Origin of the sequence: Klebsiella sp. A52, from assembly GCF_018388785.1 — a bacterium.
In the GTDB taxonomy this organism is placed as follows: domain Bacteria; phylum Pseudomonadota; class Gammaproteobacteria; order Enterobacterales; family Enterobacteriaceae; genus Klebsiella; species Klebsiella aerogenes.
In genome coordinates this window covers 81,331-103,583 of the sequence record NZ_CP074437.1, presented here as the reverse complement: position 1 = coordinate 103,583, position 22,253 = coordinate 81,331, and the positions used below count along the sequence as shown (strand labels likewise).

The window sequence follows — 22,253 nt, the reverse complement described above, 5'->3', positions numbered from 1 at the left end:
TTTCTTGTCAAAATACGTCCTCACGCGCGGCAGCCATCACGTGCTATGCTGCGCGAGCAAAAGTCATCTACAGCGGAGCGTTGTTACACCATGATGGACAACCTACGCACGGCCGCCAACAGCGTCGTGCTCAAGATTATTTTCGGTATCATTATCGTCTCGTTCATTTTGACCGGGGTGAGTGGTTACCTGATTGGCGGCGGCAACAACTATGCCGCAAAAGTGAATGGTCAGGAGATTGGCCGCGCGCAGTTTGAAAATGCCGTTGCCAGCGAGCGTAACCGCATGCAGCAGCAGCTAGGCGATCAGTTCTCCGAACTGGCGGCCAACGAAAACTACATGAAGACCATGCGTCAGCAGGTGTTGAACCGCCTGATCGACGAATCGCTGCTGGACCAGTATGCTCGTCAACTGGGCCTTAGCATCAGCGACGACCAGGTGAAACAGGCCATCTTCCAGACCCAGGCCTTCCAGTCGAACGGCAAGTTTGATAACGAACGTTTCACCGGTATCGTGAATCAAATGGGCATGACCACCGATCAATACGCGCAAGCGCTGCGTAACCAGCTGACCACTCAGCAGCTGATCAACGCGGTAGCCGGTACCGATTTCATGTTACCGGGCGAGTCCGATCAACTGGCGGCGCTGGTCTCCCAGCAGCGCGTGGTTCGTGAAGCAACTATCGATGTTAACGCTCTGGCGGCGAAACAGACCGTTAGCGATGAAGAGATTAACGCCTTCTGGCAGCAGAACCAGGCCCGTTTTATGGCGCCGGAGCAGTTCCGCGTGAGCTACATCAAGATGGATGCCGCCAGCATGCAGGAAAACGCCTCTGACGAAGAAATTCAGTCATGGTACGACCAGCATAAAGATCAGTTCACTCAGCCGCAGCGTAATCGCTACAGCGTGATTCAGACTAAAACTGAAGCTGATGCGAAAGCGGTACTGGCCGAACTGCAAAAAGGCGCCGACTTCGCCACGCTGGCAAAAGAGAAATCCACCGACATCATCTCCGCGCGTAACGGCGGCGATATGGGCTGGATGGAAGAGGCTTCCACCGTGCCTGAGCTGAAAGATGCCGGCCTGAAAGACAAAGGCCAGCTTTCCGGGGTGATCAAATCTTCCGTAGGCTTCCTGGTGGCGCGCCTGGACGATGTTCAGCCGGCGCAGGTCAAACCGCTGGCCGACGTGCGTAACGACATCGCGGCAAAAGTGAAACAGGAAAAAGCGCTGGATGCTTACTACGCGCTACAGCAGAAGGTCAGCGACGCGGCCAGCAATGATAACGAATCCCTGGCGGGGGCCGCGCAGGTCGCCGGCCTGAAAGTGGTTGAGACCGGCTGGTTCGGTCGTAACAACTTACCGGAAGAGCTGAACTTCAAGCCGGTTGCCGATGCTATCTTTAATGGCGGTCTGGTGGGTGAAAACGGCGCGCCGGGTAATAACTCCGACATCATTACCGTTGACGGCGATCGCGCCTTTGTCCTGCGTATTAGCGAGCACAAAGCGGAAAGCGTTAAACCGCTGGCGGAAGTGAAAGCGCAGGTGACGGATATCGTGAAGCGCAACAAAGCGGAACAGCAGGCGAAACTGGATGCCGATAAACTGTTGGCCGACCTGAAAGCGGGCAAAGGCGATGAAGCGATGAAAGCCGCCGGCCTGAGCTTCGGCGCGGCGCAGACGCTGTCCCGTACCGGCCAGGATCCGCTGAGCCAGGCAGCCTTCTCCCTGCCGCTGCCGCAGAAAGATAAAGCGAGCTACGGCGTGGGCAACGATGCCAAAGGCAACGTAGTATTGTTGGCGCTTGATGAAGTGAAAGCGGGTTCTATGCCAGAAGAGCAGAAGAAAGCGATGGTGCAGGGTATTACCCAGAATAATGCGCAAATCGCATTCGAAGCGCTGATGAGCAACCTGCGTAAAGACGCCAAAATCAAGCTTGGCGACCTCGTCGACCAGCAGCAATAATTTCGCGCCGCCTCGCAAAACGAGGTAACGCGATGCAATACTCAAAGGCCGCTTTCGCGGCCTTTTCCATTTCCGCAATCTGCCTTTTGTACTCCGTTTTCGCAGCCGTTATCGTGACCTTGCTGTCTACAAACAAGGAGATAACAGCATGAACAGAGGAATGAAAATGGTTATTGTCGCCGTGTTGCTGGCTTGTACGGCGGGTTCTCAGGGGGCGCTGGCGGCATCGGCGAGCGGCAAGGCGGCATCGGCAAAAGAGACTATTCAGGCGCCGCAGACGAAAATGCCGGAGGAAGGGAAAACGACGGATAACGTCGGCGCGCGGGTCAGCATCAATAATGCCAGCGCGGAGGAGCTAGCACAGGCCATGAACGGCGTTGGGCTTAAGAAAGCGCAGGCAATCGTCAGCTACCGCGAAGAGTACGGGCCGTTTAAGACTCTCGACGATCTTAAACAGGTTCCGGGGATGGGCAGTTCGCTGGTAGAGAGAAATCTGTCACATCTGACGCTCTAATTTCACCCGCTGGTTTGCACAGTGGCAAATCTTTGCCATGCTAAAGAGGTTATGCCATCTGGTGTGACCTCTTACCTGATTAACAACAATAATAGTAAGGCATGTGCGCTATGCAGACTCAAATTAAAGTTCGCGGTTATCATCTGGACGTTTACCAGCACGTTAACAATGCTCGTTATCTGGAGTTTCTCGAAGAGGCGCGCTGGGATGGGCTGGAGAGTAGCCCGGCGTTTCACTGGATGACCAGCCATAACATCGCTTTTGTAGTGGTCAATATCAATATCAATTATCGCCGCCCGGCGGTACTCGGGGATGTACTTACCGTGACCAGTAAGCTGGAGCAGTTGAACGGTAAAAGCGGCACCTTAAGTCAGGTGGTGACCCTTAATCCTAACGGTGAAGTGGTGGCCGATGCGCTGATTACCTTTGTTTGCATTGATCTGAAAACGCAGAAGGCGCAGCCGCTGGAAGGGGAGTTGCGCGAAAAGCTCGACCAGATGAATTTACGCTAACAACAGCCGGACCGCGGAGAGCGGTGAATCCGTAGCCCCGGTAAGCGAAGCGCCACCGGGGAGGTTGAACTCAGGCTTCGTGCCAATTGTTTCCCGGAGGCGGCGCCTGACGCGCCTTTTCCGGGCTACCGGCTGGTGGGATGTTGTGAATTCGTAGCCCCGGTAAGCGAAGCGCCACCGGGGAGGTTGAACTCAGGCTTCGTGCTAATCGATTCCCGGAGGCGGCGCCTGACGCGCCTTGTCCGGCTACCGGCTGGTGGAATGCGGTGAATCCGTAGCCCCGGTAAGCGAAGCGCCACCGGGGAGGTTGAACTCAGGCTTCGTGCCAATCGATTCCCGGAGGCGGCGCCTGACGCGCCTTGTCCGGCTACCGGCTGGTGGGACGCGGTGAACCCGTAGCCCCGGTAAGCGAAGCGCCACCGGGGAGGTTGAACTCAGGCTTCGTGCCAATTGTTTCCCGGAGGCGGCGCCTGACGCGCCTTTTCCGGGCTACCGGCTGGTGGGATGTTGTGAATTCGTAGCCCCGGTAAGCGAAGCGCCACCGGGGAGGTTGAACTCAGGCTTCGTGCCAATCGATTCCCGGAGGCGGCGCCTGACGCGCCTTTTCCGGGCTACCGGCTGGTGGGATGTTGTGAATTCGTAGCCCCGGTAAGCGAAGCGCCACCGGGGAGGTTGAACTTAAGCTTCGTGCCAATCGATTCCGGGAGGCGGCGCCTGACGCGCCTTTTCCGGGCTACCGGCTGGTGGGATATTGTGAATCCGTAGCCCCGGTAAGCGAAGCGCCACCGGGGAGGTTGAACTCAGGCTTCGTGCTAATCGATTCCCGGAGGCGGCGCCTGACGCGCCTTGTCCGGCTACCGGCTGGTGGAATGCGGTGAATCCGTAGCCCAGGTAAGCGAAGCGCCACCGGGGAGGTCAATTTAAGCTTCGTGCCCCTGGCCCAGACCGGTTTTTTGCTTCATGATCGCCATCACGCCGGCCTTATTGCCCAGATACTGATTCAGGCCGTTGGCGCGCAGGTTGCAGGCCGCACACTGGCCGCAGCCGTCGCCCTTGATGCCGTTATAGCAGGTGAGCGTTTCGCGGCGAACCAGATCCAACTGGCCCCAATAATCGGCCAGCGCCCAGGTTTCGGCTTTGTTGAGCCACATCAGCGGCGTCTCAAAACGTATATCTTTTGCCATGCCAAGGCTAACCGCGTGGTGCAGCGCTTTAACAAATTCGTCGCGGCAGTCCGGGTAACCGGAGAAGTCGGTCTCGCAAACGCCGGTAATAATTGCTTCAGCCTTAACCTGATAGGCGTAGATCGCCGTCAGGGTTAAAAACAGAATATTGCGACCTGGAACGAAGGTATTCGGAATACCATCGGCATCCGGCTCGTAATCCGGTACCGGAATGCTATCGCGCGTCAGGCTGCTCACCGCCAGTTCGTTAAGCAGCGTAACGTCCAGCACTTTATGCGCCACCGCGCCCAGTTTTAGCGCCAGCTCGCGAGCCACGTCAATCTCGGCGCGGTGGCGTTGGCCATAATCAAAAGTGACGCAATGCACTTCGTCATACTGTTCCAGTGCCTGCACCAGGCAGGTTGTTGAGTCTTGTCCTCCGCTGAAGACCACTACGGCGCGTTTCATAGCAATTCCTGACTAAATAAGTGAGAGCGATATGGTACCGTCAGACGCTCGCGGCGACCAGCTCTCTCACGCCGATGATGCCGGTAGCCAGGCGCTGGCGAAGTCGAACCACCCTCGGGCATTGAGGCGCAGGCCGTTAACACCCGGCGGCGCGCTGATGCGGTAATTGTATTTGAATAACGGCGTCATGATGGCGTCATCCATCAGCGTATTGAAGACGTTGCGCAGGGCATCGTTGCGGCTACGTGCTTCGGGCTGCGCCTGGACGGCATCTAATGTTGCCTGCAGGTGCGCATATTGCGCCCCGGTCAGCAAATTAGGCCATAGCGTGTCGCAGCGCAGCCACTGTTCAAGGGTATATTCCGGCGCTTCGCCAATCAGGCGGTCGCCCATCATCATATCGGCCTGCGCCAGATATCGGCAGCCGTCCCAATTTTTGGCGTCGTGAAAAATGAGCGTCAGTTCGCAGCCGAGAGAGGCGAGGCGCCGTTTCAGCTGCTCAGCCATAGTGTGTAATTCGACCGGCAAATGATAGAGCAGGGTAAGCTGGCGAGGCAGCGGTACCTCATGGTTTTCCGGGCCCTGAGGAATGGACCAGCCGGGCAGTACCTCATGGCTCGGCGTGATCAGATCTTCATCCAGCGGTAGCGTTTCCAGCAACGACGAGCGGTGGATAATCGAAATCAGCCGCTGGGCCTGCGCTTTACTGAGACGTGGACTCTGACGCAGGGTCAAATAGCAGAAGCCGAGGCTGATGCTATTGCTCACCTGGCGCAGATTATTGAGCTCCTCAGGATCGCCGATGGTGATCTGTACCGGATGGCGACAGCTGGTGCCGAGATCGCTTTCGAATAGCTGCGGCGTGATCCAGTATTCTACCGCCTGGATCAGCGGATGCTGTAAATGGTAGCGGGGATGGTTTTCCAGACGAACCAGATCCGGGCCAAAAAGTTTCAATCGGAACGGGCCGCTGCCGATTGCCGGATCGTCAGGATGTGCCAGCACGCTGCAATAGCTGGCTAAACGGAACGGTAGCCAGTAGTCCGGGCGATGCAGCGTAATCGTCAAACACTGGGCGTGGGTGACATCGATGCGGCTAATGCTGGCAAAAAGGGTGCGGAGAGCCGGCAGTTCCAGTAGCAACAGTAGTCTTTGCCGCAGCTGTGAGGTTTCCACGGTATCGCCGTTATGCCAGCACAGGGTCGAGCGGATATAAAAGTGCCACCGTAATCCATCGGGTGATACCTGCCAGTGGTGCGCCAGATCGCCCACCGGCGTATTATCGCTATCGTCGAAACGCGTCAGGCCGGAATAGATCTGCCCGGCCAAATGTTGTTCCGCGCGCCCGGGCAGAAAACCGGGGCGCAGCGGTTCCAGCGGCCGATAATAAGGGATACGCAGCGTCGGGGTATTGTTTTGCCACTGGCCGCCGAGGAAGGGGTGCAACAACGCTTTCAGCTCAACCGGCGCCAGCTGCGCCAGCTCCAGCGCGTTTTGCTGCTGACCCTTATTCAGCGCCTGTTCCATCATCTCGTTACGCAGGCTTTCCGGAGTTTTGTGAAAACAGAGCATTCCGCGCTTGCCGCGCCCGGAGCTGGCCTGCCAGCTTAACCAACCGGCCTCCTGGGCCTGGCGTAACAGCGTACGGATATGGCGCTCGCTACAAAAACAGCGCTCCGCCAGTTCGCCGACGGTCACCTGCTGCGGCGCGCCGGACGACGGCTGCCATAGCCGCTGGTACTGATTTAAACGGTTTAATAATCTCATTTGCGGAAAACCCGGAACAATAAAAAATATCTATTCACTATTACTTCCGTATATCTCAGGCGATACTGCAACACAAGCGAAACCCATCACACATCGGGGAAAATACCATGGCAAAACTGGCGGCATTTGATATGGACGGCACCCTGCTGATGCCGGACCATCGTCTCGGAGAACTGACCCTCACGGCGCTGAGACGGTTGCGTGAACGCGATATCGCCCTGACCTTTGCCACCGGTCGCCATGCTCTGGAAATGCACCATGTGATCGGCGAGTTTTCCCTTGATGCTTTTCTGATTACCGGTAACGGCACGCGCATCCATTCACTGGAAGGTGAAGAGCTTTATCGCCAGGATCTGAATCCGGAAGTGGCGGAAGAGGTGTTGCACAGCGCGTGGGATACTCAGGCGAGTATGCACGTTTTCAATGATGGGGGCTGGTTTACCGGCCAGGCAAGGCCGGAACTGCTCCGGGCTCACGCCTTCAGCGGCTTTCATTATCAACTGCGCGATCCGAAACGGATGCCGGCGCATCACGTCACCAAGATCTGTTTCTGCGGCGATCATGACGATCTGCGCCGTCTGCGGATCCAGCTAAATGACGTGCTAGGCGATCGCGCGTTTCTTTGTTTCTCGGCGATGGATTGTCTGGAGGTACTGCCGGTCGGCTGTAATAAAGGAGCCGCGCTGGCGGTGCTGAGCCAGCACTTAGGTTTCACTTTGCAGGACTGTATGGCATTTGGTGATGCAATGAACGATCGCGAGATGCTCGGTAGCGTAGGGCGAGGGTTCATTATGGGTAACGCGATGCCGCAGCTCAAAGCTGAACTGCCGCATCTACCGATCATCGGCGACTGCCGTCATCAGGCTGTTTCCCATTTTTTAACACATTGGCTGGATAATCCTGATCTTCCTTATTCCCCCGAATAGAGAGACCCTACCAGCAAGCCGGATAGCGTTCTATCCGGCTTTTTTTATTGCGCGTCACTCAGTTGCATAATCTGCGTCTGCCACGGGGTAATATCGCCGATATTCGCCGCGACCCACTGCGGGTTATAATAGCTTTCGAGGTAACGTTCGCCGCTGTCGCACAACAGGGTGACGATAGAGCCCGTACGTCCTTCATCGCGCATCCGTGCGGCCAGCTGCAGTACGCCCCACATATTGGTGCCGGTGGAGGCGCCGACTTTTCTTCCAAGCTGGGTTTCCAACCACAGGGCGGTGGCGACGCTGGCGGCATCCGGCACGCGCAACATTTCATCGACGACGTCGGGAATAAACGAGGGTTCGACGCGCGGGCGGCCAATACCTTCAATTTTGCTACCGACCGGGCTACGCAGGCTGGCGTCGCGGCTCTGCCAGTAATCGAGGAACACCGAATTCTGCGGGTCGACCACCATCAGTTGCGTCTCGTAGCCCTGACAGCGAATATAGCGGCCAATGGTCGCAGAAGTCCCGCCGGTACCGGCGCTCATGACGATCCACGACGGCTGCGGGTGCGGCTCGTGGGTCATCTGGCGGAAAATGCTGTCGGCAATATTGTTATTGCCGCGCCAGTCGGTGGCGCGCTCGGCGAAAGTGAACTGATCCATATAGTGGCCATTCAACTCGCGCGCCAGCATTTCAGAAGCGGCGTAAATTTCGCAGGCGTTGTCGACGAAATGACAGCGTCCGCCATAAAATTCAATCTGTTCGATTTTACGTTTCGCGGTGCAGGAGGGCATCACGGCAATAAACGGCAGGCCCAGCAGGCGAGCGAAATAGGCTTCTGAGACCGCCGTCGAACCCGAAGACGATTCGATAATCGTAGTGCCTTCTTTGATCCATCCGTTGCACAGTCCGTAGAGAAATAGCGAACGCGCCAGACGGTGCTTGAGGCTACCGGTTGGATGCGTACTCTCATCTTTCAGATAAATAGGGATACCCGGAAAACCAGGCAGCGTCAGGCGGATCAGGTGTGTATCGGCGGAACGCTGGTAGTCGGCGTTAATTTCACTAATGGCATGTTTTACCCAGGCGCTGTTCATCTCGGATTCCTGTTTGTCATTTTGTGCCCAGCTTAGCGGATTGTGCGGGAAAAATTGTTGCTATTTGGCCTTTCAATTACAATTACGGGAGTAAATTATTCTCTCTGGTGGCCTTATGCTAGATAAAATTGACCGTAAGCTGCTGTCGTTACTGCAAACTGACTGCACCCTCTCTTTGCAGGCGCTGGCGGATGCCGTTAATCTGACCACCACGCCCTGCTGGAAACGGCTCAAGCGCCTTGAGGACGAAGGTATCTTGCGCGAGCGCGTGGCCATTCTGGATGCGGAAAAGCTGGGGCTCGGACTAACCGCCTTCGTTTTGATAAAAACCCAGCATCACAGCAGTGACTGGTACTGCCGCTTTGTTAGCGAAGTGTCGCAAATGGCGGAAGTGCTGGGTTTCTGGCGTATGGCTGGCGAGTACGATTACCTGCTACGGGTGCAGGTCGCGGATATGAAGCGCTATGACGACTTTTATAAACGTCTGGTGAACAGCGTGCCGGGGCTGTCGGATGTCACTTCGAGTTTTGCCATGGAACAGATAAAATACACCACGGCCTTGCCTATTGATTAACGGCTTTTTGCCGCCACGAATTATACATTCAGGATTTTACCGTTTGCGATTATTTGCTCAACTTAGCTGGTACTTTCGCCGGGAGTGGCGCCGCTATCTCGGCGCCGTCGCTCTGCTTGCCGTTATTGCCATACTCCAGCTAATCCCGCCGAAAGTAGTGGGGATTGTGGTCGACGGCGTGACTAAAGAACATTACACCGCAGAGCAGGTGTGGATGTGGATCGGCGCGCTGGTCGTTATCGCGGTGATGATTTATCTGCTGCGCTATGTCTGGCGCGTGCTGCTATTCGGCGCCTCTTATCAACTGGCCGTTGAACTGCGTGAAGACTTCTATCGTCAGCTCAGCCGCCAGCATCCGGCCTTCTATCTGCGTCACCGTACCGGCGATCTTATTGCCCGCGCGACCAACGATGTTGACCGCGTCGTCTTCGCCGCCGGCGAGGGGGTCCTGACGCTGGTGGACTCACTGGTGATGGGTTGCGCGGTGCTGATTGTGATGTCGACGCAAATCAGCTGGCAGCTAACGCTACTGGCGCTGGTGCCGATGCCGTTTATGGCGCTGGCTATCAAGCGTAATGGCGATGCCCTGCATGAGCGCTTTCGTGTGGCACAGGCGGCTTTTTCCAGCCTTAACGATCGAACGCAGGAAAGCCTGACCAGCATACGTATGATTAAAGCGTTCGGCCTTGAGGATCGTCAGTCGGCGCAGTTTGCCGCCGATGCGGCGGATACCGGGGCGAAGAACATGCGGGTCGCGCGTATTGATGCCCGCTTCGACCCGACAATTTATATTGCCATTGGCGCGGCCAACCTGCTGGCAATCGGCGGCGGCAGTTGGCTGGTGTTGCAGGGCGAGCTGACCCTTGGCCAGTTAACCAGTTTTGTCATGTACCTTGGCCTGATGATTTGGCCAATGCTGGCGCTGGCGTGGATGTTTAATATCGTTGAGCGCGGTAGCGCCGCCTACGGACGTATTCGTTCGATGCTGGAAGAAGCGCCGGTAGTCAACGATGGCACCGAAACGGTGCCGGAGGGGCGCGGTTCGCTTAACGTGGCGGTGCGTGAATTTATCTATCCGCAGGCGGCGAAACCGTCGCTGGAGAAGGTTAACTTCACTCTGCGGCCGGGGCAGATGCTCGGTATCTGCGGTCCGACGGGAGCCGGGAAAAGCACCATTCTTTCCCTTATCCAGCGCCATTTTGATGTCACCGAGGGGGATATCCGTTTCCATGATATTCCGCTGACCCGCCTGCAGCTTGATAGCTGGCGAGGGCGACTGGCGGTGGTCAATCAAACCCCATTCCTGTTCTCCGATACCGTAGCGAATAACATTGCGTTGGGTAAACCGGACGCGAGCCGGGAGCAAATCGAGCGCGTCGCGCGGCTGGCCAGCGTGCATGATGATATTCTGCGCCTGCCGCAGGGCTATGAAACGGAAGTCGGCGAGCGCGGGGTGATGCTCTCCGGCGGTCAGAAACAACGAATTTCCATTGCCCGCGCTCTGCTGCTGGAGGCGGAAATCCTGATCCTCGATGACGCGCTGTCGGCGGTTGATGGACGGACGGAGCATGATATTTTGCATAACCTGCGCCAGTGGGGGGAGGGGCGGACGGTGATCATCAGCGCCCATCGCCTCTCAGCATTAACCGAAGCCAGTGAAATTTTGGTTTTGCAACACGGCCATATCGCGCAGCGCGGCCGCCACGAGCAGCTTGTCGTCCAGACGGGATGGTATCGCGATATGTATCGCTATCAGCAACTGGAAGCGGCGCTTGACGATGCGCCGCAGGATGAGGAGGCGGTTGATGCGTAATTTCGCTCATCTCTGGCCGACCCTTAAACGTCTGCTGGCCTACGGTTCGCCGTGGCGTAAGCCGCTTATCATTGCGGTCATCATGATGTGGATAGCGGCGGCTGCGGAAGTCAGCGGCCCGCTGCTGATAAGCTATTTCATTGATAACATGGTGGCGAAACAATCGCTGCCGGTGAAGCTGGTCAGCGGCCTGGCGGCGGCCTATATCTGTCTGCAGATCCTTGCCGCTACGCTGCACTATAACCAGGCGCTGCTGTTTAACCGGGCGGCGGTCGGCGTGGTGCAGCAGTTGCGCAGCGATGTGATGGACGCCGCGCTGCGCCAACCGCTCAGCGAGTTTGATACACAACCGGTCGGTCAACTGATTTCGCGCGTTACCAACGACACCGAAGTGATTCGCGACCTGTACGTGACGGTCGTGGCGACAGTGCTGCGCAGCGCGGCGCTGATTGGCGCGATGCTGGTGGCGATGTTTAGTCTCGACTGGCGAATGGCGCTGGTGGCGGTGGCTATCTTCCCGGCGGTGCTGATTGTCATGGCTATCTATCAGCGCTACAGCACGCCGATCGTGCGTCGCATGCGCGCCTGGCTTGCCGATATCAATGATGGCTTCAACGAAGTCATCAACGGCATGGGCGTTATTCAGCAGTTCCGCCAGCAGGCGCGATTCGGCGAGCGGATGCGTGAAGCCAGCTACGGTCACTATCTGGCGCGCATGCAGACGCTGCGTCTGGATGGTTTTCTGCTGCGCCCGCTGTTAAGCCTGTTTTCATCGCTGATCCTCTGCGGCCTGCTGATGCTGTTTGGTTTTAGCGCTTCCGGAAGTATCGAAGTCGGGGTGTTATACGCCTTCATTAGCTACCTCGGACGCCTGAACGAACCGCTGATCGAACTTACCACCCAGCAGTCGATGCTGCAGCAGGCGGTAGTGGCGGGCGAGCGCGTGTTTGAACTGATGGACCGTCCGCGCCAGAGCTGGGGTAGCGATACCGCGCCGTTACGCAGCGGCGCGGTGGCGATTGATAACGTCTCTTTCGCCTATCGCGACGACCGGCTGGTGCTGCAGGATATCAATCTGGATATTCCTTCGCGCGGTTTTGTGGCGCTGGTTGGCCATACCGGTAGCGGCAAGAGCACGCTGGCCAGCCTGATGATGGGCTACTACCCGTTGACTAAAGGCGAAATTCGCCTCGATGGCCGCCCGCTGTCGTCGTTAAGCCACAGCGCTTTACGTCGGGGCGTCGCGATGGTGCAACAGGATCCGGTGGTATTAGCCGATACCTTCTATGCCAACGTGACGCTGGGGCGCGATATCAGCGAGCCGCAGGTCTGGGAAGCGCTGGAGGCGGTGCAGCTCGCTGACCTTGCCCGCGAAATGAGCGACGGGATTTATACCCAACTGGGCGAGCAGGGCAACAACCTGTCGGTGGGCCAGAAACAGCTGCTGGCGCTGGCTCGCGTGCTGGTGGAAACGCCACAGGTGCTGATCCTCGATGAAGCGACAGCGAATATCGACTCCGGTACCGAGCAGGCTATCCAGCAGGCGCTGGCGAAAGTGCGCGAGCACACCACGCTGGTCGTCATCGCCCACCGTCTGTCGACTATCGTCGAGGCTGATACGATCCTGGTGTTGCACCGTGGCCAGGCCGTCGAGCGCGGAAACCATCAGCAATTGCTGGCGGCGAAGGGCCGCTACTGGCAGATGTACCAGCTACAGCTGGCTGGCGAAGAGCTAGCCGCCAGCGTTGAGGAGGAGTCGCTGAGCGCCTGATGCACCATCAGCAGGCATTGGTGCAGGGGTGACATGAAGTGGTGCAATTTGCTCACTAAGGGCGCACCGTATTGGTGCATTTTTGCGCATTAGCGGTCATTTGCCGTCTCGCCAGTAACATCCTCGCGTTTTTTTCTCCGTAAACGGGCCGATTCACGGCCCGTTTTCATTTTTGGCATATCCCTTGCTTTATCTCCTGTGTTAGCAGCGGCCACTATCAAATACTGACTGGAGGGGATTTATGAAGCTGGTTACCGTGGTAATCAAACCATTCAAACTGGAAGACGTTCGCGAAGCGTTGTCCTCCATCGGCATTCAGGGCCTGACGGTCACGGAAGTGAAAGGCTTCGGCCGCCAGAAAGGCCATGCTGAGCTCTATCGCGGCGCCGAATACAGCGTCAATTTCCTGCCAAAAGTAAAAATTGATATTGCGATTGCCGACGATCAGCTGGACGAGGTTGTCGAGGTGATAGGCAAGGCCGCCTGGACCGGAAAAATTGGCGACGGCAAAATTTTTGTCGCCGAACTGCAGCGCGTGATTCGTATTCGTACCGGCGAATCCGACGAAGCGGCACTGTAATTGCCTGACCACACAGCGATGGGGATGAAGAGATGATGAGAACGACGATGAAAACGGCTCTGGGAGCGCTGGCGCTGCTTCCGGGACTGGCGCTGGCGGCCGAACCGGCGGTGGCGGATAAAGCCGACAACGCTTTTATGATGATTTGCACCGCGCTGGTGCTGTTTATGACAATCCCCGGCATTGCGTTGTTCTACGGCGGCCTGATTCGCGGTAAAAACGTGCTCTCAATGCTGACTCAGGTCATTGTGACTTTTGGCCTGGTTTGCGTGCTGTGGGTTATCTATGGCTATACGCTTGCCTTCGGAAGCGGCGGTAGCTTCTTTGGCAGCTTCGACTGGGTCATGCTGAAAAATATTGAACTGAAAGCGTTAATGGGGTCGTTCTATCAGTATATCCATGTCGCTTTCCAGGGCTCTTTCGCCTGTATCACCGTGGGCCTGATCGTCGGCGCGCTGGCGGAACGTATTCGTTTCTCCGCGGTACTGATTTTTGTGGTGGTTTGGCTCACGCTCTCCTACGTGCCGATTGCGCATATGGTGTGGGGCGGCGGCCTGCTGGCGACCCATGGCGCGCTGGACTTCGCCGGCGGTACCGTCGTACACATCAACGCCGCGGTGGCGGGGCTGGTGGGCGCGTATATGATGGGCAAACGCGTGGGCTTTGGCAAAGAAGCGTTTAAACCGCATAACCTGCCGATGGTCTTTACCGGTACGGCGATTCTGTATGTTGGCTGGTTCGGCTTTAACGCCGGTTCCGCAAGCGCGGCCAACGAAATTGCCGCGCTGGCCTTCGTGAATACCGTCGTGGCGACCGCTGGCGCGATTCTGGCCTGGACCTTCGGCGAATGGGCCACTCGCGGTAAACCGTCGCTGCTGGGTGCCTGCTCCGGCGCGATTGCCGGCCTTGTCGGCATTACTCCGGCGTGCGGCTACGTTGGCGTTGGCGGCTCGCTGATTATTGGTATCATCGCCGGCCTGGCCGGGCTGTGGGGCGTCACGGTGCTGAAACGCTGGCTGCGCGTCGATGACCCATGCGATGTGTTTGGCGTTCACGGCGTGTGCGGCATCATCGGTTGTATCCTGACCGGCATCTTCGCCTCTACCACCCTTGGCGGGGTCGGCTATGCGGAAGGCGTAACGATGGGGCATCAGTTACTGGTACAGCTGGAAAGTATCGGCATTACCGTGGTGTGGTCCGCCGTCGTCGCGTATATCGGCTTCAAAGTGGCGGCGATGACCGTCGGCCTGCGCGTGCCGGAAGAGCAGGAGCGCGAAGGGCTGGACGTCAACAGCCACGGCGAAAACGCCTACAACGCCTGATAAAGCGAGCAATCTCCATAAGCGTCAAAGCCTCCCGTCCGGGAGGCTTTTCTTTGCGTGGAATTTATTTCTTACTGAAGCCAGGGATAAAGCGATCAACATCCACTTCCATAAACTGGCTGCGCTGGAAGTGGGCTTTCATATTCCACGGAACGGTGCAGTCGAAAATGGTTTTGCAGGCAATACCGCTATCGCGAATCGATGGGCTGAAGGCCGGGTCGGATGATGGATCCAACGGATGGCAACGTACGCCGGGAATAAACACGGTGCTGACATCGCCCTGATAGCGGGTGGTCATCGCCCACATGACGTCGTTGATGTCGAATACATCGACGTCCTCATCGACCAGCATCACGTGCTTCAGCTCAGAGAAGGCGGAAAAGGCCAGTAGCGCCGCCTGGCGCTGACGGCCCTCATCGCTTGGCGTGCGTTTCTTCACCTGCAGCACGGCGAGATATTTACCCGTCCCCGGAGAGGGGCAGTGGACGTTTTGTACGAAGCCTGGAAGCGCGCGCTCTACCATTTGCAGAATGCTGGCTTCGGTCGGGATCCCGGCCAGATTGGTATGCTCATCGCTCGGCCCGATACAGGTTTGCAGAATCGGGTGGCGGCGGTGGGTAATCGCTTTAACTTTTATCACCGGCACTTCCGCCTGAGCGCTACCGGTGTAGCCGGGGAACTCCGGCATGGCTTTGCCGCTGTTGGTATTCTGGTCTTCGCGTACCCGCACGCCAGGCAGCAGTTCACCTTCAATAACGATTTCGGCATTGGCGATGGCGCGGGCGTTGACGCTCACGCATTCGCTGAGCTCGACCGCCTGATTACGCAGAGCGCCGGCGATAGAGAGTTCGTCAAACCCGAGAGGAGTGGTCGGTGGTTCAAAGCAGGCGCCAATTTCAATCGCCGGATCCACGCCGATGCTAATCGAGATGGGCAACGCTTTCCCGGCAGCCTCGGCTTTTTGCCTGAAGGTGTCGAGATGACGACCCGGTACGAAATACATTGAGATTTCGTCTTTGCTCTGTACGCACAGGCGGTGGATGGTGACGTCATGATCGCCGGTTTCCGGATCCGCGGCATAGCACATACCGAGGGTAAAGTAGGGGCCGGCGTCTTCCGGGGTGTTAGTCGGCGCGGGTAATATTTTGAGAATATCGAAATCAGGATCGCTTGCCAGATGCACCACTTCCTGGCAGGCCGCTCGTTCACGCGGGATAGTGATTGGCGCGATAGGATTCGCTACGGAGTCTTTGAGCATAAACGCCAGATTTTCCGGCGTGGTGCCAAACAGGCGCGCAACGCGCTGCCGCGAACACAGCAGGCCAATGAGCACCCTGACATCATCATAGCCTTTGACCTTGTTAAAGATCATCGCCGGGCCAACGCGGGTCGGGCGCTGAACGGTGCCGTGGGCGCCAACGTAGCGATATACGCCGGAGAGTTCGGCAATGGGGTCGACGGGTTCGTCGGTGTAGATCAGTTCATTATCGTACTGACTTAATAGCGCCAAAGCAGAACGCAGATCGGTTACTTTTACATGTTGTTCAGACATCGTGCTTCCTTCAGTTTTCTGGCAATGGCTATTAATTCTCACCAGATACCGATAAGAGTCCAATCACATTTCCCCTTATTTTAATAAGAGATTATTATCAGTGTTTTCGGGAGGGCGTGATGGATTATCGACAACTACAGGCATTTACGGTTCTGGCGGAAGAGTTGCACTTTGGCCGGGCGGCGCAGCGTCTGCATATCACGCAACCAGCGCTGACCCAGCAGATTAAAAGTTTCGAAAGCGCGCTGGAGCTACCGCTGTTCACTCGCGATCGACGCAACGTCGCCCTGACCGCCGAAGGGCAATTTTTACTGGCCGAGGCGCGAATGATTCTCGGCCACTGCGATAAATTTCGCGAGAATGCGCGCAGTTTGCGACAGGGGCGTAAAGGGCAGTTGAAAATTGGCTACGTTGGCTCGGCTATTTTTGACCCGGCGCTGAGCGTGTTAATACGAAATTATCGTCAACGCCAACCCGAAGCCGATTTGCTAATTGAAGAGCATAACGTTAACGATCTGATAACCGGTTTATTAAGCGAAACGGTCGACCTGGCGTTTATCCGCTCGCCAGGCGCGCAATATGATGAACTGGAGTCGCTGGATATTGCGACCCGGCCGCTGGTGGCGGTGGTGCCTCGCCATCATGCGCTCGCCAGCAGGCGCGCAATTCCACTCGCGGCGCTGGCGGAAGAGACGTTTTTCATTCAGCAGGATCCCAGCGGCGTCGGATTGGGATGGTCAGCCATCAGCGCCTGTCGGCAGGCGGGTTTTACACCCCGTAAGATTCAGTACACGCGTGATGTCTCCACGGCGATTGGCCAGGTATCGATGGGGATGGGGGTGACGTTGGTGCCCGAGACGCAAAGCGCCATGCTGGTGTCGGAAGTCAGTTATTGCCTGTTAGAAGAGACCTTTGCCGTAACGACGCTCACGTTATGCTGGCGGCGGCAGAGTCGCAACGGACTGCTGGGGGATTTTATTGCCGATGCGCGCGAATTGCTTGGCCGTTAAAGGTAAGCGGGCCCGTTGTGGGCCCGTCGCGAATTAGTTATTGCGGTTACGCATGACGCCTTCCTGCACCGTCGAGGCGACCAGAATACCGTCCTGGGTATAGAATTCGCCGCGAACAAAGCCGCGGGCGCTGGAGGCAGAGGTGCTTTCGACGCTGTACAGCAGCCATTCGTTGATGTTGAACGGGCGGTGGAACCACATTGAGTGGTCAATGGTGGCGACCTGCATACCTGGTTCAAGGAAGCCGACGCCGTGCGGCTGCAGCGCAACCGGCAGGAAATTAAAATCAGATGCATAGCCCAGCAGCGACTGGTGGACACGAATATCATCCGGCACTACGCCGTTGGCGCGGATCCACACCTGGCGGGTGGGTTCGGCAACGTGGCCTTTCAGCGGGTTATGGAACTCTACCGGGCGAATTTCCAGCGGTTTGTCGCTGAGAAACTTCTCTTTCGCCTGCGGCGGCAACAAATGCACCAGCTTACGGGCGATATCGGTTTCAGAGGGCAGACCTTCCGGCGAAGGCGCTGCCGGCATTGCTTTTTGATGTTCGTAGCCCGGTTCCGGCGCCTGGAACGAGGCGGTCATGTAAAAGATGGGTTTACCGTGCTGGATAGCCGCCACCCGGCGAGCGCTGAAGCTGTTGCCGTCTCGTAGTACTTCAACATCATAAACGATAGGTTTCTGGCTATCGCCAGGACGCAGAAAGTAACTATGAAAGGAGTGAATCAGGCGGCCCTCAGGCACGGTTTCTTTGGCGGCATACAGCGCCTGACCGACCACCTGACCGCCGAAGACCTGACGTAAGCCGAGATCTTCGCTCTGCCCGCGAAACAGCCCTTCTTCAATTTTTTCCAGATTTAATAATGCCAGCAGATTGGTTAGAGCCTGACTCATAGATACCCTCAATTAATGATAGCGGCGCTGACGCAGCGCATATTGAGGGCAAGTATAACCTGGAATCTCAAGTGGTCCGATGGGTGTAATAATCTGAATAAATGCCCCTTTCCGGGAATTATTCTGAGATCTGTGCCACACTTATTCACGATACTAATGTCTTAGCCATCGTGATGGCAGGACGTACTCCTGTGACTAAAGGGATGAAAAGGAGAACATAATGAAATTTGCCTATATGTTAAGTGCTATCGCCGTTGCTGCGGCCTTATCCGCCTGTGCGAATAATTCGAACAGCAACGCCGCTCATCAGACGACGGCACCCGATCCTTACGGCATTGCCTCACTGAGCTCCTCGCAGCAACAGCCTAATGTTTCCGGGACTATCAATATTCGCCAACGGGTAGCGTTACCGCCGGATGCGGTACTGACCGTGACGTTGTCTGATGCGTCGCTTGCCGATGCGCCAGCCCGCGTATTGTCGCAAAAAGCGGTCCGCACAGAAGGTAAGCAGGCGCCGTTCAACTTTGTTCTGCCGTATAACCAGGCGGATATCAAACCGAACGCGCGGATCCTGCTGAGTTCGGCGATCACCGTAAATGGCCAGCTGATGTTTATTACCGATACCGTGCAGACCGTGGTAACCCAGGGCGGTAACCGCGCCGATCTGGTATTGGTGCCGGTGCAGCATGCGCCAGTGCCGGTGGCTAATGATATGGCGCCGATGGCGCAATAAACGTCTTCATGCCCCTGTTCAGGGGCATTTTTTTGCCCTTAATAAACCCAGCGATAGTGTTGCAGGTCGATATGCCCGCTGCCGGAGACCTGGACGCCTTCCGCCAGCAGCGCCTGACGTTGGCGCTGCAGGTCGGGGCCGGTCAGCGAAATATCGCCGTGGCGATTCACCACCCGGTGCCATGGCAGGGTTGAGCCTTCCGGTAGGCGCTTTAACACGCCGCCTACCTGTCGCGCCGCGCGCGGCGAACCCGCCAGCAGAGCGACATCGCCGTAGGTGGTGACATACCCTTCCGGAATTGAGGCGACTATCTGCCAGACCCGCTGGGGAAAGCTGTCGTGGGCGTCCTCCATCATCACTCCTTCACGCGAGAAAAGCTCAGAATAAGCGCTTGACCGCGTGCTGTACAGCCGTCACAGGACGGTGAATTCCAGCGCCAGCCCGAGGATCTGCATACCGTGAATATTGTCATGCGGGCTGGTGGCGATCAGGCTTTCGAGGAATTTTAGCCGCTGCGATTGCGCATTGATAATGAGCTTGCCGCGCAGCGTCGGGTATTTGAGCGATGAGATGGGATAGACCACCCGGCCTTTGACCTCAACGGGCAGCTTACGCAGCTCGACGTGTTGCAACACGCCCACCGTGGAAAAGAGCAGGGCAACGGGGGTCACCGACAGCAGCGGCGCGCTACTGATGCTGACGAAATCCAGCAGCAGCTCGGGGCGTAGAAAATTCATGCCGTGAAAGGGGACGGTTACGCCATCAATGGCGGGCATGGGCAAGGTGGTGGTGGGGCGTGGCGATTGAGTCATGCGATTACCGTAGCGACAACACGTTGAAAAGACACAGGACGAACAAGTATGGCGGGTTGCGGTAAACTGTGCCGCGATGGGGCTCGCAATCTCTCTCATTGCTGGGGCGTTAGGCCGGGTAAAGGCACTATTTGCCGGGAAATCCGACGTTTTGCATAATAAACCAGCAGCTGGACGCGAGTGGCTTGCAATTCAGGAGTGCTATAGGGATAATGCGCCAGCGCGTTGGTTATCAACGCTCTCAATGGGGGCTCTGTTGGTTCTCCCGCAACGCTACTCTGTTTACCAGGTCAGGTCCGGAAGGAAGCAGCCAGAGCAGACGACGTGTGTGCCGGGATGTAGCTGGCAGGGCCCCCACCCAATTCCGGGTACCCTGATTTAATCTCCCTTCATTTGCTGTGCTTTTATTCTCTGCTACTATTATAAGCAATCTCACTTCATTTATTGTTTTACGTTACTAAAACGACGCTTTTTCATTCCTTAATTGTGCATTGTCATAAATGTGAAATAATAATGACATACTAATGTCATCTTCATGTCATATATAATGTGCAAATTATTTCCTGGAATTACCAGATATTATTAAGGATAAATAATATCTCTGGATCAAGATGTTAACTTCGTGTATTAATTATGATGATTTTATTGCACGGGAAGCGTGATCATGACCACAGTAGTTCTGAATGTGAAAATTGACGCAGAGTTAAAAGATAAACTGCGTCATTATGCGGAAGTCAATAACGAGAATTTAGGCACGGCAACGGAGAAGCTGCTGCAATTGGCGCTGGCGGCCATTGATTCAGCAGACGAGGCGGGGGTTTCGCATGAGGATATTGATAACCAGCATACCGAAGAGGAAGCGTCGCCGTTAACCCCTAAAGAAATCAAAGCATTACGCAAACTTCTGAAGAAGAAAAGATGAAACAACAATTCTCTACAGCCAGCAGTTACAGTGAAGCCTGTGACCTGCTGCGTTCCGGGTACGTTAAGCACGTGCGCCTGAACTGGAATATCGGTAGTGATGAGTTTTTTCGCATTGCTTCCGACTGGTGTGAAACCGGCGCAAAAATAAAAAAAGATGACGATGGCTTTATTATTTCGCTAAAAGGTATTCCCATTCCGCGCCAGCATTAATGAAATGATTACGCGGTTGTCATTTTAATGACATGCGGCGTAGGCAAGATGGCACTGCAATTTTATAAAACATCTCATATTCATCATGGATGGTGGTTTTTGACGGGCTGATTCCAGCCCGTCGATATTTTATTATATTATTTTACGCATTCGCGTCATTTCTTTCTGTTGCGTAAGGGACTGCCACAGCGGTTGTAAAATGCTGAAGGCGTTGCGCAATTCCGTATCCGGCAGTGTGAAAGGCAAACGTAAATAACGATCGAAGGCCCCCTCCAGGCCGAAACGCGTACCGGTACCGATATGAATGCCGGCATTCTCCGCACGTACTGAGAACTGTGTCGCTAACATTTCCGGCAGCTCGACCCAAAATGACAGCCCGCCCTCGGGGACGCAAAAGCGCCAGTGGGGAAAATATTCCGCCATTAATGCGGCGCACATATCGCGACGCGCGGCCAGCATCGCACGCCGTTGCGGCAATAACGCCTTTTCGTTTTCCAGTAGCCAACGGCAAGCCAGCTGCTCCAGCAGCGGCGAGCCGAGATCGAGCGTATCCCGCGCCTGGATGAGCGAGGCGATAGTCGACGCGGGCGCGCGGATCCAGCCAACTCGCAGTCCACCCCAGAACGTTTTCCCCGCGGAACCAATAGTGATTATCGGCGCTTCAGGATTGAAAGCCGCCAGCGGCGGCGGCGGCGGGGCGTTGTACCATAAATCCACCATCGTCTCGTCGGCGACCAGCGTCGTTCGCGTGCTGGCGGCCAGATTGGCGACGCGCTGTCGAGTCTCGCTATCCATGCAGCGGCCGGTGGGATTATGAAAATCCGGCATCATAAAGGCCAGCCGCGGCGAGGTTTGCGCAATGGTTGCCGCCAGTCCGTCGCAGTCCCAGCCCTTTTCCGGTAACGCCACGCCTACTGGCCGGCAGGAGGCGCCGCGAATGGCGTTAATTGCCATCGGATAGGAGGGAGCGTCAACCACCACCCGGTCGCCTGGCCCGGTTAACAAACGCAGTACCAGGGCAAATCCGCTCAGCGCGCCATTTACGATCATGATTTCATCTGCCTGCGTCGGCAGTCCGCGTTCGCTATAGCGGCGGGCAATCACCGTGCGTAAATCGACTAACCCCTGCTGATCGTACCCGGTATAGGACAAATACTGCGGCATCAGCGTCAGCGCGTGGCTGTAGGCTTGATGAATTTCCGGTCCGGCGCTGAGGGCGGCGGTGGCGAGATTGACCGAAGGCGCCGAAAGCGTCTGTTCACCGGGCAGCAGAGGGCCTGCAGGTAGCGCAATGCGTGAACCACTCCCCTGGCGACTTTGCAGATAGCCTTCTTCTCGCAATAACCCCAGCGCGCTGGCGATAGTGGTGCGGCTAACATTTAGCGCCGTCGCCAGTTCTCGTTCGCCGGGCAAACGGGTCTCCAGCGCCAGCCGTCCATCAAGGATCAACAGACGCAGCGCTTCCGCCAGCTGCCGCCACAGCGGCGCGCGCGAGGAAGGGGCCTGCCAGTTGCCGAGCAGGCGTACCAGCGATTGTGTTCCAAAACGACGTACTGACATAGCGATCCACTTTTCAAAAACTGGCCATTAATTACCAATCCATTTTTGCTGATGATGGGGGTATTCGCAATACATACTGAGGT

21 protein-coding genes and 1 other RNA gene are annotated in these 22,253 nt (G+C 56.5%); 14 read left to right on the top strand and 8 right to left on the bottom strand.

Going from position 1 to position 22,253, the window contains the following annotated elements; all coding sequences use genetic code 11:
• Nucleotides 1–90: 90 nt before the first annotated feature.
• The 3 genes from ppiD to KGA69_RS00480 all read left to right on the top strand — a co-directional run bounded on the left by ppiD (nt 91) and on the right by KGA69_RS00480 (nt 2,991).
• Nucleotides 91–1,965: a peptidylprolyl isomerase gene (gene ppiD / locus KGA69_RS00490; protein ID WP_045390838.1), complete on the top strand. Its 1,875-nt coding sequence runs from the start codon at nt 91–93 to the stop codon at nt 1,963–1,965.
• Between the two features lie 148 nt (nt 1,966–2,113).
• Complete coding sequence (locus KGA69_RS00485) at nt 2,114–2,479, top strand: helix-hairpin-helix domain-containing protein (RefSeq protein ID WP_045390835.1); 366 nt, start codon at nt 2,114–2,116, stop codon at nt 2,477–2,479.
• 110 nt (nt 2,480–2,589) lie between these two features.
• Nucleotides 2,590–2,991 (top strand): YbgC/FadM family acyl-CoA thioesterase, encoded by a 402-nt coding sequence (locus KGA69_RS00480; protein WP_020079469.1) that lies wholly within the window; start codon nt 2,590–2,592, stop codon nt 2,989–2,991.
• 920 nt (nt 2,992–3,911) lie between these two features.
• Here the strand turns inward: KGA69_RS00480 and queC are convergent.
• Both queC and KGA69_RS00470 read right to left on the bottom strand, forming a co-directional pair.
• Entirely contained in the window at nt 3,912–4,622 is a 711-nt protein-coding gene (gene queC / locus KGA69_RS00475; protein WP_045393589.1) for a 7-cyano-7-deazaguanine synthase QueC, read from the bottom strand.
• A gap of 66 nt (nt 4,623–4,688) precedes the next feature.
• A complete protein-coding gene (locus KGA69_RS00470; protein WP_045393586.1) occupies nt 4,689–6,389 on the bottom strand; it encodes an SgrR family transcriptional regulator in 1,701 nt (566 codons plus the stop codon).
• 107 nt (nt 6,390–6,496) lie between these two features.
• On the opposite strand from KGA69_RS00470, the gene cof reads away from it, so the two are divergent.
• On the top strand, nt 6,497–7,315 hold the full coding sequence (gene cof / locus KGA69_RS00465; RefSeq protein WP_213292728.1) for an HMP-PP phosphatase: 819 nt from the start codon (nt 6,497–6,499) through the stop codon (nt 7,313–7,315).
• A 44-nt stretch (nt 7,316–7,359) separates the two neighbouring features.
• Here cof and KGA69_RS00460 read toward each other — a convergent pair whose 3' ends face one another.
• Entirely contained in the window at nt 7,360–8,412 is a 1,053-nt protein-coding gene (locus KGA69_RS00460) for a PLP-dependent cysteine synthase family protein (protein ID WP_213292727.1), read from the bottom strand.
• Between the two features lie 115 nt (nt 8,413–8,527).
• On the opposite strand from KGA69_RS00460, the gene KGA69_RS00455 reads away from it, so the two are divergent.
• From KGA69_RS00455 to amtB, 5 genes are all read left to right on the top strand, one after another.
• Nucleotides 8,528–8,986, top strand: a complete 459-nt coding sequence (locus tag KGA69_RS00455; RefSeq protein ID WP_015367940.1) for an Lrp/AsnC family transcriptional regulator — start codon at nt 8,528–8,530, stop codon at nt 8,984–8,986.
• Nucleotides 8,987–9,029: 43 nt separating this feature from the next.
• Nucleotides 9,030–10,799 carry a SmdA family multidrug ABC transporter permease/ATP-binding protein gene (locus KGA69_RS00450; RefSeq protein ID WP_047050757.1) on the top strand — a complete coding sequence of 590 codons (1,770 nt, stop codon included), beginning with the start codon at nt 9,030–9,032 and terminating at the stop codon, nt 10,797–10,799.
• The gene (locus KGA69_RS00445; protein ID WP_213292726.1) at nt 10,792–12,570 is read left to right on the top strand and encodes a SmdB family multidrug efflux ABC transporter permease/ATP-binding protein; all 1,779 of its coding nucleotides are present in this window, start codon (nt 10,792–10,794) and stop codon (nt 12,568–12,570) included. Before KGA69_RS00450 ends, KGA69_RS00445 begins: the two co-directional genes overlap by 8 nt.
• A gap of 241 nt (nt 12,571–12,811) precedes the next feature.
• A complete protein-coding gene (glnK, locus tag KGA69_RS00440) occupies nt 12,812–13,150 on the top strand; it encodes a P-II family nitrogen regulator (protein WP_015367937.1) in 339 nt (112 codons plus the stop codon).
• Nucleotides 13,151–13,182: 32 nt separating this feature from the next.
• A complete protein-coding gene (gene amtB, locus KGA69_RS00435) occupies nt 13,183–14,472 on the top strand; it encodes an ammonium transporter AmtB (protein WP_045393574.1) in 1,290 nt (429 codons plus the stop codon).
• Nucleotides 14,473–14,536: 64 nt separating this feature from the next.
• On the opposite strand, the gene KGA69_RS00430 is transcribed toward amtB, so the two are convergent.
• Entirely contained in the window at nt 14,537–16,024 is a 1,488-nt protein-coding gene (locus KGA69_RS00430; RefSeq protein ID WP_045393572.1) for a UbiD family decarboxylase, read from the bottom strand.
• Between the two features lie 119 nt (nt 16,025–16,143).
• On the opposite strand from KGA69_RS00430, the gene KGA69_RS00425 reads away from it, so the two are divergent.
• Complete coding sequence (locus tag KGA69_RS00425) at nt 16,144–17,034, top strand: LysR substrate-binding domain-containing protein (protein WP_045393570.1); 891 nt, start codon at nt 16,144–16,146, stop codon at nt 17,032–17,034.
• A gap of 33 nt (nt 17,035–17,067) precedes the next feature.
• Here the strand turns inward: KGA69_RS00425 and tesB are convergent, their stop codons facing one another.
• Nucleotides 17,068–17,931, bottom strand: coding sequence for an acyl-CoA thioesterase II (tesB, locus tag KGA69_RS00420; protein ID WP_213292725.1), 864 nt, complete (start codon nt 17,929–17,931; stop codon nt 17,068–17,070).
• A gap of 220 nt (nt 17,932–18,151) precedes the next feature.
• Between tesB and KGA69_RS00415 the strand changes: the two genes are divergently transcribed.
• Nucleotides 18,152–18,664 (top strand): YbaY family lipoprotein, encoded by a 513-nt coding sequence (locus tag KGA69_RS00415; RefSeq protein WP_045393566.1) that lies wholly within the window; start codon nt 18,152–18,154, stop codon nt 18,662–18,664.
• Nucleotides 18,665–18,702: 38 nt separating this feature from the next.
• Here the strand turns inward: KGA69_RS00415 and KGA69_RS00410 are convergent, their stop codons facing one another.
• Together KGA69_RS00410 and KGA69_RS00405 are read right to left on the bottom strand one after the other, a co-directional pair.
• Entirely contained in the window at nt 18,703–19,017 is a 315-nt protein-coding gene (locus KGA69_RS00410) for an MGMT family protein (RefSeq protein WP_015367931.1), read from the bottom strand.
• Between the two features lie 60 nt (nt 19,018–19,077).
• Complete coding sequence (locus KGA69_RS00405) at nt 19,078–19,476, bottom strand: hypothetical protein (RefSeq protein WP_045393563.1); 399 nt, start codon at nt 19,474–19,476, stop codon at nt 19,078–19,080.
• A gap of 254 nt (nt 19,477–19,730) precedes the next feature.
• On the opposite strand from KGA69_RS00405, the gene ffs reads away from it, so the two are divergent.
• The 3 genes from ffs to KGA69_RS00390 all read left to right on the top strand — a co-directional run bounded on the left by ffs (nt 19,731) and on the right by KGA69_RS00390 (nt 20,610).
• An RNA gene (gene ffs / locus KGA69_RS00400) (signal recognition particle sRNA small type) lies at nt 19,731–19,827 on the top strand.
• Between the two features lie 313 nt (nt 19,828–20,140).
• Nucleotides 20,141–20,398: a hypothetical protein gene (locus KGA69_RS00395; protein WP_015367929.1), complete on the top strand. Its 258-nt coding sequence runs from the start codon at nt 20,141–20,143 to the stop codon at nt 20,396–20,398.
• On the top strand, nt 20,395–20,610 hold the full coding sequence (locus KGA69_RS00390) for a hypothetical protein (RefSeq protein WP_045393560.1): 216 nt from the start codon (nt 20,395–20,397) through the stop codon (nt 20,608–20,610). Before KGA69_RS00395 ends, KGA69_RS00390 begins: the two co-directional genes overlap by 4 nt.
• A gap of 132 nt (nt 20,611–20,742) precedes the next feature.
• Here the strand turns inward: KGA69_RS00390 and KGA69_RS00385 are convergent, their stop codons facing one another.
• The gene (locus KGA69_RS00385; protein WP_045393557.1) at nt 20,743–22,170 is read right to left on the bottom strand and encodes a MocR-like transcription factor YczR; all 1,428 of its coding nucleotides are present in this window, start codon (nt 22,168–22,170) and stop codon (nt 20,743–20,745) included.
• Nucleotides 22,171–22,253 lie beyond the last annotated feature (83 nt).